Source organism: Streptomyces sp. ME02-8801-2C (genome assembly GCF_033793965.1).
In the GTDB taxonomy this organism is placed as follows: domain Bacteria; phylum Actinomycetota; class Actinomycetes; order Streptomycetales; family Streptomycetaceae; genus Streptomyces.
This window is the reverse complement of sequence record NZ_JARAXP010000008.1, coordinates 444,984-460,511: the sequence shown is the minus strand read 5'-3', so window position 1 is coordinate 460,511 and position 15,528 is coordinate 444,984. Positions and strand designations below refer to the sequence as shown.

11 protein-coding genes are annotated in these 15,528 nt (G+C 71.0%); 5 read left to right on the top strand and 6 right to left on the bottom strand.

The annotated features are described in order from the left end of the window. Positions 1-111: 111 nt before the first annotated feature. The gene (locus PV396_RS27955; protein WP_319209144.1) at positions 112-993 is read right to left on the bottom strand and encodes a hypothetical protein; all 882 of its coding nucleotides are present in this window, start codon (positions 991-993) and stop codon (positions 112-114) included. A gap of 99 nt (positions 994-1,092) precedes the next feature. Here PV396_RS27955 and PV396_RS27950 point away from each other — a divergent pair, with 99 nt between their 5' ends. Both PV396_RS27950 and PV396_RS27945 read left to right on the top strand, forming a co-directional pair. Continuing rightward, complete coding sequence (locus PV396_RS27950) at positions 1,093-1,878, top strand: SDR family oxidoreductase (RefSeq protein WP_319209143.1); 786 nt, start codon at positions 1,093-1,095, stop codon at positions 1,876-1,878. Between the two features lie 183 nt (positions 1,879-2,061). Continuing rightward, positions 2,062-3,621 (top strand): sodium:solute symporter family protein, encoded by a 1,560-nt coding sequence (locus tag PV396_RS27945; protein WP_319209142.1) that lies wholly within the window; start codon positions 2,062-2,064, stop codon positions 3,619-3,621. Between the two features lie 641 nt (positions 3,622-4,262). On the opposite strand, the gene PV396_RS27940 is transcribed toward PV396_RS27945, so the two are convergent. Beyond that, on the bottom strand, positions 4,263-6,668 hold the full coding sequence (locus PV396_RS27940) for an ATP-binding protein (RefSeq protein WP_319209141.1): 2,406 nt from the start codon (positions 6,666-6,668) through the stop codon (positions 4,263-4,265). Between the two features lie 201 nt (positions 6,669-6,869). On the opposite strand from PV396_RS27940, the gene PV396_RS27935 reads away from it, so the two are divergent. After that, positions 6,870-7,253 carry an SH3 domain-containing protein gene (locus tag PV396_RS27935; RefSeq protein ID WP_319209140.1) on the top strand — a complete coding sequence of 128 codons (384 nt, stop codon included), beginning with the start codon at positions 6,870-6,872 and terminating at the stop codon, positions 7,251-7,253. A 66-nt stretch (positions 7,254-7,319) separates the two neighbouring features. On the opposite strand, the gene PV396_RS27930 is transcribed toward PV396_RS27935, so the two are convergent. Both PV396_RS27930 and PV396_RS27925 read right to left on the bottom strand, forming a co-directional pair. Further along, entirely contained in the window at positions 7,320-8,453 is a 1,134-nt protein-coding gene (locus PV396_RS27930) for an ADP-ribosylglycohydrolase family protein (RefSeq protein WP_319209138.1), read from the bottom strand. 231 nt (positions 8,454-8,684) lie between these two features. After that, positions 8,685-12,026 carry a tetratricopeptide repeat protein gene (locus PV396_RS27925; RefSeq protein ID WP_319209137.1) on the bottom strand — a complete coding sequence of 1,114 codons (3,342 nt, stop codon included), beginning with the start codon at positions 12,024-12,026 and terminating at the stop codon, positions 8,685-8,687. A 159-nt stretch (positions 12,027-12,185) separates the two neighbouring features. Between PV396_RS27925 and PV396_RS27920 the strand changes: the two genes are divergently transcribed. After that, the gene (locus PV396_RS27920; RefSeq protein WP_319209135.1) at positions 12,186-12,773 is read left to right on the top strand and encodes a DUF2165 domain-containing protein; all 588 of its coding nucleotides are present in this window, start codon (positions 12,186-12,188) and stop codon (positions 12,771-12,773) included. Between the two features lie 16 nt (positions 12,774-12,789). On the opposite strand, the gene PV396_RS27915 is transcribed toward PV396_RS27920, so the two are convergent. After that, positions 12,790-13,362 carry a hypothetical protein gene (locus tag PV396_RS27915; RefSeq protein ID WP_319209134.1) on the bottom strand — a complete coding sequence of 191 codons (573 nt, stop codon included), beginning with the start codon at positions 13,360-13,362 and terminating at the stop codon, positions 12,790-12,792. Positions 13,363-13,723: 361 nt separating this feature from the next. Here PV396_RS27915 and PV396_RS27910 point away from each other — a divergent pair, with 361 nt between their 5' ends. Further along, on the top strand, positions 13,724-15,112 hold the full coding sequence (locus tag PV396_RS27910) for a glycoside hydrolase family 43 protein (RefSeq protein WP_319209133.1): 1,389 nt from the start codon (positions 13,724-13,726) through the stop codon (positions 15,110-15,112). Here PV396_RS27910 and PV396_RS45215 read toward each other — a convergent pair. Then, positions 15,065-15,469: a GntR family transcriptional regulator gene (locus PV396_RS45215; protein ID WP_416071487.1), complete on the bottom strand. Its 405-nt coding sequence runs from the start codon at positions 15,467-15,469 to the stop codon at positions 15,065-15,067. The two genes, PV396_RS27910 and PV396_RS45215, sit on opposite strands and share 48 nt — an antisense overlap. Positions 15,470-15,528: the final 59 nt, after the last annotated feature.

Genomic DNA, 15,528 nt, shown 5'->3' with positions numbered 1-15,528 from the left:
TTCACCGCCACTTTCCACAACTCCATAAGCACCGCAGGAAGAGCCCTCTCGACTGGCCCGCCGTCCTGGCCGAGGGGGCTCGGCCATGCCCGGCTCCGGTCACCCGAGCGGTCACCTGAGCCGGTCCACGTACCGGTCCGTCCCCGGCACCGTGGGAATGAAGGGCGCCACCAACTCCACCCTCCCCAGGCCCACTTCAGTGACCGCCTCCTCCAGCCCCGTGAAGTACGGCTCCCAGCACGCCCGGGGATCCGCCTCCAGGAACCACAGCAGCGTCAGCCGTACGTCCACGCCCTCGACCTGCTTCACGTACGTCATACGGTCACCGGGCAGCGGGGTCGGCCGGAAGACGGTGACCATGGCCGCGGGTGAGCCGGCCAACCGCTTCGGGAGGTGGCGGGCGCACAGCCACTCGAGCAACTCGACCCGCTGCTCCGGGGTTTCGGCGTCGATGACCTGCAACACCAGCCCCGCGTACGGGTGGTCGAGGGCGTGGAAGTCACGGGGTCCGGCGGCACCGTCCCGGTAGACCGTCGCCTCGTGGTCCTGGAACGCCGTGAAGACGTGGGTACGGTCGTGATAGACGCGTGCGTCGCGGTTGAGGCGTTTGTTGATGCCCACGGTCCAGCGCATGTGGTCGGCGTAGCGGCCCTCGGTGATCCAGTACGTGGAGAGGTAGCAGCCCGCGGTGACCGGCTGCGCGACCGCCGACTTCTCGGGCCGGCGCAGGAGTTGGAGGTCCCGGGGCGCGACCCAGCGGCGGCCGGAGAACATCCAGGGCATGGCCATCGCCCCGGCGTAGTAGTGGTCGTCCTCGTACCAGCGGTTGTACGCGTACTCGTGGCCGGGGTGCGGTTCGACCATGGTGATGAGCGCATGGCCCGGCCGGACTCCGTACGGTCCGACGGCGGCCAGCTCGGCGTACGTCTCGCTTCGGGTCCCCTCGGCCTCACTGCGGGTCTCCTCCGCCTCACGGCGGGTCTCCTCGGTCATCGCCTTCCCCTTCCTTCCTCTTCGCCCTCTTCCTTCCTCCTTCGGACGCCCATACTCTGACGCTCCGTCAGATAATCCGCCAGGGTCGAGGAGGCTTTGATGTCGCTGCTCGCAGGGAAGACCGTCGTCGTTTCGGGAGTCGGTGCCGGGCTCGGGCGTCAGGTCGCGGCGGCCGTCGTGCGGGACGGGGGGAACGCCGTGCTCGGGGCGCGTACCGAGGCGCACCTCGTGAAGACCGCCGCCGAGCTCGATCCGGACGGGGCGCACACGGCGTACCGGGCGACCGACATCACCGACGAGGAGCAGTGCCGGGCGCTGGCCGCGCTGGCGCGCGAGCGGTTCGGCGGGATCGACGCGGTCGTCCACGTCGCCGCCTGGGACAGCTACTTCGGGGGGATCGAGGATGCCGACTTCGACAGCTGGGCCGGGGTTGTCGATGTGAACCTGCTGGGCACGCTACGGATGACGCGGGCCTGTCTGCCGGCGCTGAAGGAGCGGGGCGGGAGTGTGGTGTTCATCGGTACGCAGTCCGCCGTGGCGGCCCCCTCGCAGGTGCGGCAGGCCGCGTACGCCGCCTCCAAGGGAGCGTTGACGAGCGCGATGTACTCACTGGCCCGGGAGCTCGGCCCTCATCGGATACGGGTCAACAGCGTGCTGCCGGGGTGGATGTGGGGGCCGCCGGTGGAGGCGTACGTGCGGTTCACGGCCCACGGGGAGGGGGTGCCGGAGGCCGAGGTTCGGGGGCGGCTGACCGAGCGGATGGCGTTGCCCGAGCTGGCCACGGACGGGGATGTCGCGGACGCGGTGGTGTTTCTGGCGTCGGAGCGGGCCCGGGCCATCACCGGGCAGTCGTTGCTGGTGAACGCGGGTGAGCTGATGCGGTAGCTGATATTCCGCCAATCTTTCAGTGGTCGCTCTCAGTTCATGGACATGAACCGAGGTCAGTGCGGCGAACTTTTTTACTCCCTCTTGACCATCCGGGCTGTTGTCGCTGCCATGCCCGCGAATCGAGTATGAGCGGGCTCGACACCCCCGCTCGACTTGCTCGACGCCCCTGGGAGGGAGCACATGAACGGTCTCGACTGGGCCGTGCTCATCGCTTATTTCGGTGTGATGGTCGCGATCGGTGTCTGGTCCCACAAACGGGTCGACAACGTCAGTGACTTCTTCACGGCGGGCGGAAAGATGCCGTGGTGGCTGTCCGGCATCTCCCACCACATGTCCGGATACAGCGCGGTGATGTTCACCGGTTACGCCGGTATCGCCTACACGTACGGCGTGACGTCCTTCGTCACCTGGTCCTTCCCCATCGCGCTGGGCATCGCCATCGGCTCCAAGCTGTTCGCGCCGCGCATCAACCGGTTGCGGTCCCGGCTCCATGTGGCCTCCCCGCTGGAGTACTTGAAGAACCGGTACGACCTGAAGACACAGCAGGCGCTGGCGTGGTCCGGGATGCTGCTGAAGATCGTGGACGTGGGCGCCAAGTGGGCCGCGATCGCGACCCTGTTGTCCGTCTTCACCGGTATCTCCCTCAACCAGGGCATCCTCATCACCGGCGCGATCACGGCCGTCTACTGCACGATCGGCGGGCTCTGGGCCGACGCGCTCACCGAGTTGGGACAGTTCGTCATCCAACTCCTCGCCGGTATCGCGATGTTCGTGGCTGTCGTCGCCAAACTCGACGACCACGGAGGGTTCTTCGGGGTCTGGGACGAGCCCGCGCTGCAGGGTCACGGGAAGCCGCTGGTGGGTCCGTACGGCACGGTGTTCCTGCTCGCGTTCCTCTTCATCAAGCTGTTCGAGTACAACGGCGGCATGCTCAACCAGGCCCAGCGGTACATGGCGACGGCCAGCCCCCGCGAGGCCGAGCGGTCGGCGCGGCTGTCGGCGGTGCTGTGGCTGGTGTGGCCGCTGGTGCTGTTCTTCCCGATGTGGATGTCCCCGCTGCTGGTCGAGTCGCAGAAGACGGACGGGTCCGACTCGTACGCCCTGATGACCGAACAGCTGCTGCCGCACGGGCTGTTGGGCCTCGTCATCGTCGGGTTCTTCTCCCACACCATGGCCATGTGCTCGTCCGACGCGAACGCCATCGCCGCCGTCTTCACCCGTGACTGCGCGCCGGTGATCTGGAAGCGGGCGCGGACGTGGACGGACTCGTCGGGGCTGGTCGCTGCGCGGGTGACGACGGTCGTCTTCCTCGGGCTGTCGATGGCCGCGGCGACGCAGGTCAACTCCCCCGCGTTCAAGGACATCATCACCGTCGTCATCAAGTGGGTGGCCGGTCTGATGGGTCCGATGGCGATCCCGATGATGCTGGGGCTGCTGCGGCCGTTCCGCCGCTCGGGGCCGACAGCCGCGCTGGGCAGCTGGTCGATGGGGTTGCTCGCCTTCTGGCTGGTGAACTACCCGATCGACTGGAACGTGGACGGCGGCGTGCCGCTCCAGTACCAGGTGTCGATCCCGCTGGCCGTGTCGCTGGTGCTGTACATCCTGATCGGGTTCCTCCGCCCCGAGGACACCCCGGAGAGGCTGGCGGTCATCGAGGCCGTGAACACGGACGGCGACGAGAGCGCGGCGGCCCGGCCCCCTGTACCGGAACCGGCAGACGCAACACCTGGCTCGAAGTAACCTCCGGCTTCCGGACCGCCGGCACCTCCTGGCACTCGTGACCTTCGGCTTCCGGGCCGCCAGCACCTCCTGGCGCCCCGGAAGCCGTATCGGTGCCCGACGAGGCAAGGCAGAGCAGGTGCACCCGGCCGGGTCGAGTGCGAGGCCCGGCCAGGCCGGGTGCGGGGCTCGGTCACCGGGTGCGCTGTCCGGTCAGGTCGGGGGCGACATGCGGTCGGATCGGACGCCGGCGTCCGGCCCGCTGCGTCAGGTCGCCGGGTGCGCTGCACGGCCACGCCAAGCGCCACGTCTGGTCGGGCGGAGGGCGCCATCCGGCCGCCACGCGCGCTGCCCGACCAGATCACGAACGACATCCGGGTCACCGCGTGTGTCACCCGGCTACCGCCAAGCGCGACATCCACTCGGGGCGAGCCCGACCTCCCGTCGCCAGGTGCACTGACCGACCAGGTCGGGTACGACGTCCGGACTCCGGGCGCGCTCCCCGGCCACGCCAAGCACCATGTCCGGTCGGGACGGGCGCGACGTCCTGTCGCCGATTCCGCCGCCCGGTCGCGCCAAGTGCCCTGTTCGGTCAGACCAGTTGGGGCGGCCTGGCACGCCAGGCGCTGCCACACTCCAGTCTGGGCGGCCGCCGCGGTCGGTCACGCCAGGTGCAATGTGTCGTCCGGTGGTGTCGGGGCCGGGGACGCGTTCGGGGTTTCCAGTCCCCGTAGGCGGGCGCGGATGCGGACCGCCTCGGTGTCTTTGTGGCCCAGGCGGTCCAGCAGTTCCAGTGCCTCCCGCCAGCAGGTCGCCGCTGTCGCGTGGTCGCCGACGGACAGGTGTGCGTCGGCCAGGTGGTCCAGGGTCTCCGCGATCTCGCCCAGGTCGCCTCGCTCTCGGCGCAGGTTCAGCGAGCGGTTGAAGCAGGTGATCGCCTCCTGGTGGGCGCCCAGGTGGTGGTGGGCGCGGCCCAGGCTGTTCCAGGTGGCGCCCTCGCCGTCGCGGTCGCCCAGTTCCTGGAGGATGCGCAGGGACCGTCGGCAGTAGTCGACGGTCTGCCGATGGTCGCCCAGCATGGAGAGGTGCCAGCCGATCTGGTTCAGGACCCTGCCCTGGCCGATGCGGTGTCCGGCGCCCTGGAACAGGATCAGCGCCTGTCGGGCGAGGTCCAGCGCGTCGGTGTGCCGGGCACGTCGGCCGAGCACCGCGCTCATGTTGCGCAGCGCCTGTGCCTGGCCCACCGGGTCGCCGAGTTCACGGCTGAGGCTCAGTGCCCGGCCGAGATGGACGAGGGCGTCCTGGTGGCGGCCCTGGCGGGAGCGGACGCGGGCGAGGTTGCGACGGGTGCGGGCCTCGCCGACGGTGTCGCCGGCCCGTCTGGTCGCGTCCAGCGCCTGCTGGTGCGTGGTGACCCACTCGGGCCAGTACCCGGCGAGGTCGAAGAACGCGGCCATCGTCCAGGCCAGTTGCCAGGCGTGGGTCTCGAAACCGGACCGGGCCGCCTGCTGCACCGCAGCTGTCAGGTTGGGCAGTTCGGCGGTGAACCACGCCAACGCCTGTGCCGGGGAGTCGAGTTGAACCCGTACGACGGTGTCGTCCGGGTCGGGCAGGGCGATCGGGTCGCGGTACCAGCTGAGGGCCTCGGACGCCGTGGCCGCCGTATGGAGGTAGTGGTCGAGGAGGCGGCGGAGCGCGGCGCGTCGGTCCGGCTCCGGGTCGTGCTCGTGGGTCAGTTCGGTGGCGTAGGCGCGGAGCAGGTCGTGGAGGGTGTAGCGGCCCGGGGCGTGCTGGTTCAGCAGGTGTGCGCGGGTCAGTTCGGCCAGGTGGGGGCGTAGCCGCTCGGGTCCCAGACCGGTCAGGCCGGCCGCCGCCGGGGCGGTGATGTCCGGGCCGGGGTGCGGTCCCAGGAGGCGGAACAGCCGGGCGGCCTCGGGGCCGAGGTGGTGGTACGACCACGAGAAGACCGCCCGTACGTCCGTCGCGGGGTCGTCGTCGGTGAAGGGGTCCAGGGCACCCGTACCCGTGGCGCGGAGTTCGCCCGCGAACTCGGCCAGCCTGAAGTGCGGGTCGGTGGCCGCGCGGGCGGCCACGATCGACAGGGCGAGGGGGAGGCCGGCACAGCGGTTGATGATCTCCGTCACCGCCTTGGGATCCTCCGCCAGGCGGGCGGGGCCGAGCCGCCCGGCCAGCAACTGTCTCGCCTCGGCCGTGGTCAGGAGGTCGACGCGGAGCGGGTGGGCGCCGTCGGCGGCGACCAGACCGGTGAGCTGGTTGCGGCTGGTGACCAGGGCGAGGCAGCCGGGAGCGCCGGGCAGCAGGGGTCTGACCTGTTCGGCGTCCCGCGCGTTGTCCAGCAGGACGAGCAGCCGCTTGCCCGCGCACAGACTCCGGTACAGGCCGAACTGCGCCTCGGCGCCCGCCGGGACCCGCTCGGCGGGCACCTCGAAGGCGTCCAGGAACACCCGTACCGCCTCCGCGCTCGTCATCACCGCCCCGGTCGGATGGAAGCCACGCAGGTTCACGTACAGCTGCCCGTCGGGGAACCGGGCGGCAACCCGCGAAGCCCAGTGCACCGCGAGGGCCGTCTTGCCGACGCCCGCGGTCCCGGCGATGGCGGAGACGACGACGGCTTCGGCGGCGTGCGCTTGCGATTCATCCGCGCCACCGTCCAACAAGGCGTCCAATGCCGCCAGTTGTGTCGCACGGCCGCTGAACCCCGGGTGCGCGGGCGGCAGTTGAGCCGGAATCGACTTCGCCTCCGGGTAGGCGAAGTATGAAGGATTCGACGCATACGACGAGTACGGCGAGTACGGCGAGTTGGACGACCGCGACGGGTGCGGCGTCGGAGACGCGACGCCCGTCGCCGCCCGCTGGAAGTCCTCGAGGTCCGTTCCCGTCAGGTCCAGCGCGTCGGCCAGCCGCCGTACGGTGGCCGGTCTCGGGTGTTCGATACGGCCCGTCTCGACATGGCAGATCGTGCGCACGCTGACGCCCGCCCGCTCCGCCAACTCCTCCTGCGTGAGCCCCAGTCGGCGCCGTCGGTCGCGCAGCACCTCACCCAGCATCGGAAACCCCCCTGGCCCCCGCCGCCCGTTCGGCCCCCACCCTCCCATCCCGCCGCCCCCGTCGGGTGAGAGCACATCCGGCCACTTGCGGAAGCGATTACCGGTCAGTTGCCGGTCAGTTGCGTGTCACGTTCCTGGTTGCGCACGGTGTCGCGCTGCGACTGTTCGCATACGTCATCGCGCCACGCACCAGGAGGAAAAATGATCGCGATATCGAGGTCCAGGCTGAAGAGAAGCGGAATCGCGGCCGCGGCCGTGACCGCACTCGCCGTTCCGCTGCTCGTGGTCGCGACCGCCGGGCCCGCCTCCTCGGCGGCCTACTGCGGCCGGACCGCCCCCGACAAGGACGACAGGTCGTGGCCGCAGCAGACGGCGGGCGTCGCCGCGAACCAGCGCAGCGGCTCCAGCACGGACTGCGGGAACACCGGCTACGCCGACAACCGCAACGTCCTCGACTACCACTGCTGGACCGCCGGCCAGAACGGCACCTGGACGTACGTCCGCAACGACACCGACGGCACCGCCGGCTGGGTCAAGGACACCCTGCTGCCCGACAACGGCTCGAACGTGTGGTGCGAGTTCTGATCCGGGACTCGCAGCGCAGGGATTCATAGCACGGGGACTCGCGGCGAATCCGCGCCCCGGGCCGGCTCACGCTCGCGGATACCGCGTGAGCCAACCGGTGGACGACCCCGCCGGACCGTGCAGGGCCGGCCCCTGAGTCATCTCCATGGCGAAGTCGTCCGCGAGGACCAGCATCGTCGGACGGCCCTCGAGTTCCGCCAGCCAGGCGGGCGGGAGGGCCGTCTCGCCGTGCAGGGCGCCCAGCAGGCCGCCGGTCAGGGCGCCCGTCGCGGCGGACGGACCGCCGTGGTTGACCGACAGGGACAGCCCGTGCCGTACGTCCTCGCCGACCAGCGCGCAGTACACCGCCACAGACAGGAGGCCCTCCGCCGTGCAGGCGCCGGCCAGGTCCGCGACCCGCGCGGGGGACGGGATGCCCTGGCGTACGGCGCCCAGTGCTCGTTGGAGGGCCTCCGCCACCGGCTGGTGGCCGGGCCTCGCCGCCAGCAGGGCCAGCGCCCGCTGCACCGCCGCGTCGAGGCTCTCGCCGCGCGCGAGGCCGTGCACGATCACCGCGTACGCGCCCGCCGCCAGGTAGCCCGTCGGGTGGCCGTGGGTCTGCGCGGCGCACTCCACCGCCAGCTGCATCACGAGCTGCGGCTCCCAGCCGACCAGGAGCCCGAACGGGCCCGAGCGGGCCGCCGCCTCGACCCCCGCCTCGCCGGGGTTCTTGGGCGCGTCGAGAGTGCCCATCGTCTCGTCGCCGAGGCCGAGCAGACAGGCCAGGGACGGGTCGCGGCGGGCGTACAGCCACTCCTCGCGGGCCAGCCAGCCGTCTTCCTTGCGGCGCTCGTCGGGCCCCCAGTCGCTCTGGGTGGCCGCCCAGCGGCGGTAGGCGCGGTGCAGGTCGGTCGGCGGGTGCCAGGCGCCGGTGTCGCGGCGCACCTGGGCGCGGATCAGGCCGTCCACGGTGAAGAGGGTGAGCTGGGTGAGGTCGGTGATCGCGCCGCGTCTGCCGTACGCGAACGCCAGATCGGTGAGACCGTCGACGCCGTACGCCTCCTGGACGGAGTCCAGGCTGAGTCCGTCGAGCGGGGCGCCCAGGGCGTCGCCGAGGGCCGCGCCGAGCAAAGTGCCACGTACCCGGCTGCGGAAGTCCTGCTGTTCGGAGCGGCCCCAGATGGCGCCGGACACGGCACCGGTCGCGCCACCGGATGTCATCACACCCACCTCGGTCCTCCCTCACAGCAGAGTTCGTACGATTGACAGCTCAGCACTGTAATCGACCGCGAACGGTCTGTTCAGGGCCCGGATTGGTATGCGAAATGTGGCACGAGTGGGCATGACTCGACATGAGTGATCCCGGCTGGTCACCAATCGAGCCTTTCCCAGCGCGAGCCTTTCCCAGCGCGAGCCTTTCCCAGCGCGAGCCTTTCCCAGCGCGAGCCTTTCTCAGCGCGCGTACCGTCGGCGGATCCCCTCCCGGGCCTCCCGCACCCGCTCCAGTCGTACGGCGATCCGCTCGTCGTCCGCCGTCGAGCCGCCCCGGGCCCGCGCGACCTCGCTCAGCAGGTCGGCCAGCCACGCCACGTCCATCCACTCCCGCGTCCCCGTGAGCAGACCGGCGAGGTGGTCGTCCAGGTCCGCCCAGTCGCCGAGGCCCGCCGCGATCACCGCGTGCAGGAAGTCGGAGGCGCCCTCGGTCAGGTCCCAGCCCGCGGCCAGCCGGTGCGCCTCGCGCCAGACCGGGCGGGCGGCCGGGGCACCCTGCTCGCCGCCGACCGCGAGGGCGAGGCAGAAGGCGCCGCCCGCCTCGTGCAGGGCACGCATCCGCTCCGCCGTCTCCCGGGCCGCCGCCCACTCCCCCGCCTGGCGCTCGGCGCGGGACAGCTCCTCGAGACCGGCCGGTTCCACGAGCCCGTGCCGCGCGGCCTGCGCGAGCGCCGCCGCCGCGTCCTCGTGACGCCCGTCGAGGAGATGGATCTGCGCGAGGGTGTGGTGCGCCCACGCCAGGTCGTCGCCGATCGCGAGATAGCGGTGGAGGTCGGTGCGCGCGTCGTCGGGCCGACCCACCGCCAGCAGGGTCATGATCCGGCGCATCAGATGCCAGGCACCCTCCGGATCGAGCGTGACCACGCGATCCAGATCGGCCAACGCTTCGCCGTACAGGTGCAGTTCGTGCAGTACGGCGCCCCGGCAGCCGATCGCCCACACACTGTCCGGGTACAGCGACAGCGCCCGGTCCAGGTCCGCGCGCGCCTCCTCGTACCGGCCCAGGCAGCGCAGTGCCTCGCCCCGGTTCCACAGCGCCCACGCGCTCTCGGGCTCCAACTCGACCGCCCTGTCGGCGTCTTCGTACGACGCCTCGTAGCCGTCGATCCGCCGGTGCACCACCGAGCGCTGCACCAGCGCCCAGGGATACGCCGGATGCAGCGACAGCGCCCTGTCCAGGTCGGCCAACCCCCGTTCGTGGCCCCCGAGTCGGCTGCGGGAGACGCCCCGGCTGGCGTACGCCGACGCGTAGTCGGGGTCGAGTTGGAGAGCCCGGTCGTAGTCGGCGAGGGCCTCGGCGTCCCGGCCTGCGACGCGGAGCGCGTCGCCGCGCTGGCACGAGACCCAGGCCAGCTCGGGGCCGAGGGCCACCGCCCGGTCCAGGTCGGCGAACTGGCGGTCGTGATCGCCGCGCGAGCGGTGCACCCGGGCCCGCCGGACCAGCGCCCACACGTGCTCGGGGTCGAGTTCGAGGGCCCGGTCGAGGTCGGCGAGGGCCTGCTCGGTGTCGCCGGTGCCGTGCCGGGCGACACCGCGGGAGGCCCAGGCGCCGGCCAGGTCGGGGCCGAGGACGACAGCCCGGTCCAGGTCGCGGACCGCTTCCTCGCGGTGGCCGAGGATGCGGTGGTAGTCGCCGCGTACGAACAGCACGCGGGCGGTGTCGGGGGCGAGTTCGTCGGCCCGGTCGAGGTCGGTGATGGCGGCGGCGTAGTCACGCTGTTCGGCGAGGGTGACGGCCCGGCCGTAGTAGGCGCGCTCCAGCTCCGGATCGAGGGCGACGGCCTGTTCGTACTCGCCGAGGGCCTTCTCGTACTCGCCGCCCAGCCGCAGTTCCCGCCCGCGCAGCATCCGCGCGACGGCCTGCCCGCGCGCGTCGAGCCCGGCCCGGCCGAGCAGCAGCGCGAGCGCGCCGAGCACCCCGCCGCTCTCCTCCTCCGACAGTACGGCGATCAGGTCGCGCCCCCAACTGGCAACGTTCGGCGTCTCGTTGTCCTCACCCGCCTCCACCAGGACGCGCGCCCACCGCCGGGCGACCACCTCCCCGTGGTCGCACGCGTCGACGCCGTCGCGCAGGACGACGGGCAGCGCGGTACGAGGGGCGGCGCACAGCAGGTGGTACGACTCCGCGAGCCGTAGCTCGCGCCATTCCTCCTCGCCCCACAACTCGTCGGCGGTGAGCGGGACTTCTGCCTCCGTCCGCCAGCGAGCGAAGGTCTCGGCGAGCCGGGTGTGGCGTTCGGCCCAGCCGCGCGGGGAGCGGCGGCGCTGGAGCCGGAGCATCGGCGCGCGGACGACGTCGTGGTACTGGATGCGGTCGCCCCGCTCGCTGACGAACGGCAGCGACCTCAACCAGCCGAAGAGCGCGTCGAGTTGGGCCTCCTCGCAGGTGACGGCGGCGCGGAAGACGTCCGCGTCCAGGCGCCGGGGCAGGGCGCAGGCGAGGGCGGCGGCCTGGCGTACGGGGTCGGTCTCCCACTTGAGGAACCGTTCCACGGCGGTCGCGCTCGGGTCGCCGACGTCGTCCGGGTCGGTGGGGCGGGCCTCGGCGAGCGTCGACACCAGTACCGGCAGCCCGCCGGTGAGCCGCAGCACCTCCTCGACGACCGGCTCGTCCGTCACGCCCTTGTCGGCGAGCAGTCCGCGCGCCTCGGCCTCCGTGAACGGCCCGAGCGGCACCTCGGTGACGAAGTCGGCGAAGCCGCCCCAGCGTCCGGTGTCGAAGGGGCGCTGACCGGCGGTGACGAGGACGAGGTTGGCCGGGAAGGAGAGGTCGCCGTAGCGGTCGGTGGTCATGATGTCGTGCAGCCACCCGTCGAGGAACGGGCCGGTGCGTTCGTACGTGTCGAGGAACAGGACGATCCAGGGCACGTCGGCGCAGATGCCGTCCAGCTCGGCGAGCAGCACCGGGGTGAGCACGCGCTCGGGGGCGAGGACGAGCTGTACGTCGTCCTGGTTGCGCAGCCGGGCGGCGATCCCGGCGCGCACCCGGTCGGCGCCCTGGGCGATCCGGTCGGCGTCGAGGGCACCGGCGAACGGGCCGACGACGGGGATGAGTCCGGCGCCGACCAGCCCGATCCGGGCGGCCGTCAGACTCCCGGCCGAGGGACTCCCCGCCGAGGGTCCCTCCGGCTGCGGTTCCAGGCTCGCGACGGCGGACTCCGCCTCGTGCCGCCGCTCACGATGGGCCGCGAGGAGCCGCTCCAGTTCCTTGAACCGCCGCCCCTGAGCCGCGAACTGACGGCACATCACCGCCAACGCCTCCGGAACGCTGCCGGCGCCCTCGTCGACGTACGCGGTGAGCGCGCCCCGTTCCTTGGCCTGCTGCTCCAACTCCCTTACCAGGAAGGTCTTTCCGACTCCGGCGTTGCCGTGCACATGGAAGCGGAAGCGGTGGCGTTCGTCGTCCGGCGGCAGGTCGAAGTTGGCCCGGAACGCGGCGCGTTCGGCTCCCCGGCCGACGAATCCGGCGCGTCGGCGCTGCTGGATCAGCTGCCGCATCGACGGCCGCGGGGCCTGAGCCATCCGTACGTCTCCTTCGTCTCCTTGTGGGTGGGTCCGGGGTGCCGGTTGGTGCTGCCACCAGTCTGGCCCAACTCCCTTTCGGTGCACGGGAGGTCACCCGGCGGGGAGCGGGCAGGGCGCGGGGAGACCGGGTGCGGGCCGCTCCATAGAGTTGACGCCATGACCACTACAGGTACCCCCCACACCCCCCACCCCACCCGTACCGCCCACCCCCCACGCACCGCGCTCACCCTCGCCGCGACCCTGCTGACGGCGACCGTCGCGCTCTACATCGCCCTCGTGGCGCTCGGCAACATCACCGACTTCGACTCCAACCAACAGTTCGTGCGCCATGTCCTCGCGATGGACACCACGTTCAAGGACGACGACCTGATGTGGCGGGCGATCACGTCGAAGGGCCTCGCGGACGCCGCGTACGTGGCGATCATCGCGTGGGAGACCGTCGCCGCGCTCGTCCTCGTCGCCGGTACGTGGCTGTGGGCGCGCCGCGACCTCGAACGGGCGCGGCGCGTCTCGACGTACGGCCTGCTGATGCTGATGCTGCTGTTCGGCGCCGGTTTCATCGCGATCGGCGGTGAGTGGTTCGCGATGTGGCAGTCGGAGGACTGGAACGGCCTGGAAGCGGCGACACGGGTGTTCCTGCTGAGCGGGGTGGTGCTGCTGGTGCTCCACCTGCCGGACACCGCGCGTGCGGCTGCGGCTGAGGAGCCGAAGGCCGGGGCCCAGGAGTCCGGGGCCCCGGAGTAGGGAGGAGGTAGTCGCGCTATTTGACGACCGTCACCGCGGTCCCCGTGCCACCGAAGGCCCACAGGGCGGTGCCGTCCGCTTTGGACATGCGGATGCCGCCCGTCTTTGTGCCGGACGCGGCGGGCGGCGGTGACGATCCGTCGACGGCGTTGGAGAAGGCGATCGACAGCCCGGAGCCGGTGGCGAAGAACATGACGTGCTCGATCGCGACGCCGTCGGAGCCGGTACGGGCGTCATCGCGCTCCCCCACCGAGTAGCTGCCGGGTTCGGGGCTCACCGAGCCGGGCCAGACCACGAACGTACGGCGGGTCTGTCCGCTCGCGTCAACGAGCCAGACCCGCTTCTGCCCGAGCGAGTAGACGACCCGCCGACCGCTGCCGGACCCGTCCGGGACGGGCGCGTCGGTGGCCTGGCTGGGCTTGGCGGAGGGCTTCGCGGAGGCGGACGCGCTGGGCTTGGCGGCGGCGGTGACGTGGGGGTGCGGACCCTGCTCGGCCCTCACCGCCAGAGCGGCGACCACGGCAACCGCGCCCAAGGTCAGACCGGTGACCCAGACCGATGAGGGAAGCCGTCGGGCAGCCACGGTCACGCATCTCCTCAGCTACAGAAACCACCGCCGGATCCTCGCCGGATCCTCCGCCGGAGGTCGGATCATCCTACTCCGAGGCGCGCTCCACCCCGGGCGGCCATCGGTGCGCTCCCGGCCGTCCCGCCTGTTGGGGAAGGGCTGCAAAGAATCATCACAGCGTCGTCAGAGTGATTGACGAGCACGATGGGGCGATCTACCTTCTGATCGACTTTCCGAACCTAGTTCGAAATTTCGGCCAAATCGCCTGCGTGGCTGCGTACGTCCGTCCCCGTTTACCCACGTTTCACACGGTTCCCCACCGTGCCCCACCTCACGCAGCCGCTCGCCCCCGCTCCCGGACCCGCACCGCTTGGAGACAAAGATGACCCCAAGACCCCAGCCGTCCCGCCGCCTCTTCCTCGGCATGGCCGCCACCGCTCCCCTCGCCGCGTCCGGCGTCCTCGCCCTCGGCGCCGGCACCGCCCACGCGGCCGACTCGGCGTACGTGATGTGCTACTTCACCGAGTCGACGAGCCTCGGCGCGGGCACCGACTACGGCCTCCACCTGGCCGTCAGCACCGACTCGCTGAACTGGACGCCGCTGAACCAGAACAACCCCGTGGTCACCCCCACCGCGGGCGCCCTCGGTCTGCGCGACCCGTTCCTCATGCGCAAGCAGGACGGCACGTTCGTCGTCCTCGCCACCGACCTCAAGGGCACGGACTGGTCGTACAACAGCCAGTACATCCACGTCTGGGACTCCGCCGACCTGCGCACCTTCACCGGCTACCGCCGCCTCAAGCTCCACGACATGGCCACGCACGCCTGGGCACCCGAGGCGTTCTGGGACGCGGGTCGGGGCCAGTACGCGGTGATCTACTCGGCGGTCAACTCCAGCGGCCACAACGTGATCATGGTCAACTACACGAGCGACTTCGTCACGGCGTCGGCGCCCCAGGTCTTCTTCGACGCCGGCTACGACGTGATCGACGGCGACATGGCGGTGGGCGTCAACGGCTACAACTACCTGTTCATCAAGAAGAACCAGACGCTGGTCGGCACGCGCTCCACGACCCTCGACCCGGGCAGCTTCACCGAGTACAGCGCGGGAGTGTCACACGGCGGCACGGAAGCGCCGACGGTCTTCAAGTCCCTCTCGTCGAACACCTGGTACATGTGGGGCGACACCTACACCCCCAACGGTGTCTTCTACGCCTGGCAGACCAGCGACCTGGCCTCGGGCACCTGGACTCCGCTCGACCAGAAGACGTACACCCAGCCGGTCAACTCCAAGCACTGCGGCGTCGCGACGATCACGACGACCGAGTACAACAACCTCCTCACCAAGTGGGGCTCCCCAACCTGGAACCGCCTCAAGTCGTACAACTTCCCGGCGCGTTACGTCCGCCACGCCAACTTCGTGGGCCGCATCGACCAGTACCCGTTCGACCTGTACACCGACTCGGAGTGGAAGCTCGTCCCGGGCCTGGCGGACAGCGCCGGGGTCTCCTTCCAGTCGGTCAACTACCCCACCCGGTACCTCCGCCACTACAGCTACGCCCTGCAACTCGACGTCAACGACGGCACGTCGACTTTCGCGGGCGACGCGACGTTCTACCAGACGGCGGGCCTGGCGGACAGCTCGTGGTCGTCCTTCCGGTCGTACAACAACCCGACGCGCTACATCCGCCACTCGAACTACGTACTGCGCATCGACCCGATCTCAACGACCACGGAGAAGCAGGACGCGACGTTCCGGGTGGGGTACTGAGGGCACGGAGGGCACTGACAGCGGGGCCGGTGCCCGCTCGGAACTGACGTGCCTTGAAGAACACCCAGAACCACGGGCGTGACACTGAAGGGGCCGCGCGGCGCAACGCGCGGCCCCTTCAGTCGTTCGGTTCGCCCTCTTCGGGTGAGGCGCTGGGGGGCTGCGCGGCCTGTACGAAGGTGCCCTTGATGGGGACCGTGATGACCAGGCCTTGATCGCGAAGCTCGCGCGCACGGCCCGGCGGACGGTGTTGACAGCGACGCCGTACTGCTCGGCGAGATCGCGCTCAGCGGGAAGCCTGGCGCCCACTGGTAGGCGTCCCGTGCCGATCTGCTCTGCGATGCAGGGCTTCGGCATAGTTGGGTCTCGTCCTTTTTGAGAAAGGTAGGACTCCATGATCACGGGCATCCGTGCCT

Excerpts from the sequence above, each read along its gene's own strand:
- PV396_RS27935 (WP_319209140.1), top strand. The coding sequence starts at position 6,870 with ATGATCGCGATATCGAGGTCCAGGCTGAAGAGAAGCGGAATCGCGGCC.
- PV396_RS45215 (WP_416071487.1), bottom strand. The coding sequence starts at position 15,469 with ATGCCGAAGCCCTGCATCGCAGAGCAGATCGGCACGGGACGCCTACCA.
- PV396_RS27925 (WP_319209137.1), bottom strand. The coding sequence starts at position 12,026 with ATGGCTCAGGCCCCGCGGCCGTCGATGCGGCAGCTGATCCAGCAGCGC.
- PV396_RS27910 (WP_319209133.1), top strand. The coding sequence starts at position 13,724 with ATGACCCCAAGACCCCAGCCGTCCCGCCGCCTCTTCCTCGGCATGGCC.
- PV396_RS27930 (WP_319209138.1), bottom strand. The coding sequence starts at position 8,453 with ATGACATCCGGTGGCGCGACCGGTGCCGTGTCCGGCGCCATCTGGGGC.
- PV396_RS27920 (WP_319209135.1), top strand. The coding sequence starts at position 12,186 with ATGACCACTACAGGTACCCCCCACACCCCCCACCCCACCCGTACCGCC.
- PV396_RS27940 (WP_319209141.1), bottom strand. The coding sequence starts at position 6,668 with ATGCTGGGTGAGGTGCTGCGCGACCGACGGCGCCGACTGGGGCTCACG.
- PV396_RS27945 (WP_319209142.1), top strand. The coding sequence starts at position 2,062 with ATGAACGGTCTCGACTGGGCCGTGCTCATCGCTTATTTCGGTGTGATG.
- PV396_RS27950 (WP_319209143.1), top strand. The coding sequence starts at position 1,093 with ATGTCGCTGCTCGCAGGGAAGACCGTCGTCGTTTCGGGAGTCGGTGCC.
- PV396_RS27955 (WP_319209144.1), bottom strand. The coding sequence starts at position 993 with ATGACCGAGGAGACCCGCCGTGAGGCGGAGGAGACCCGCAGTGAGGCC.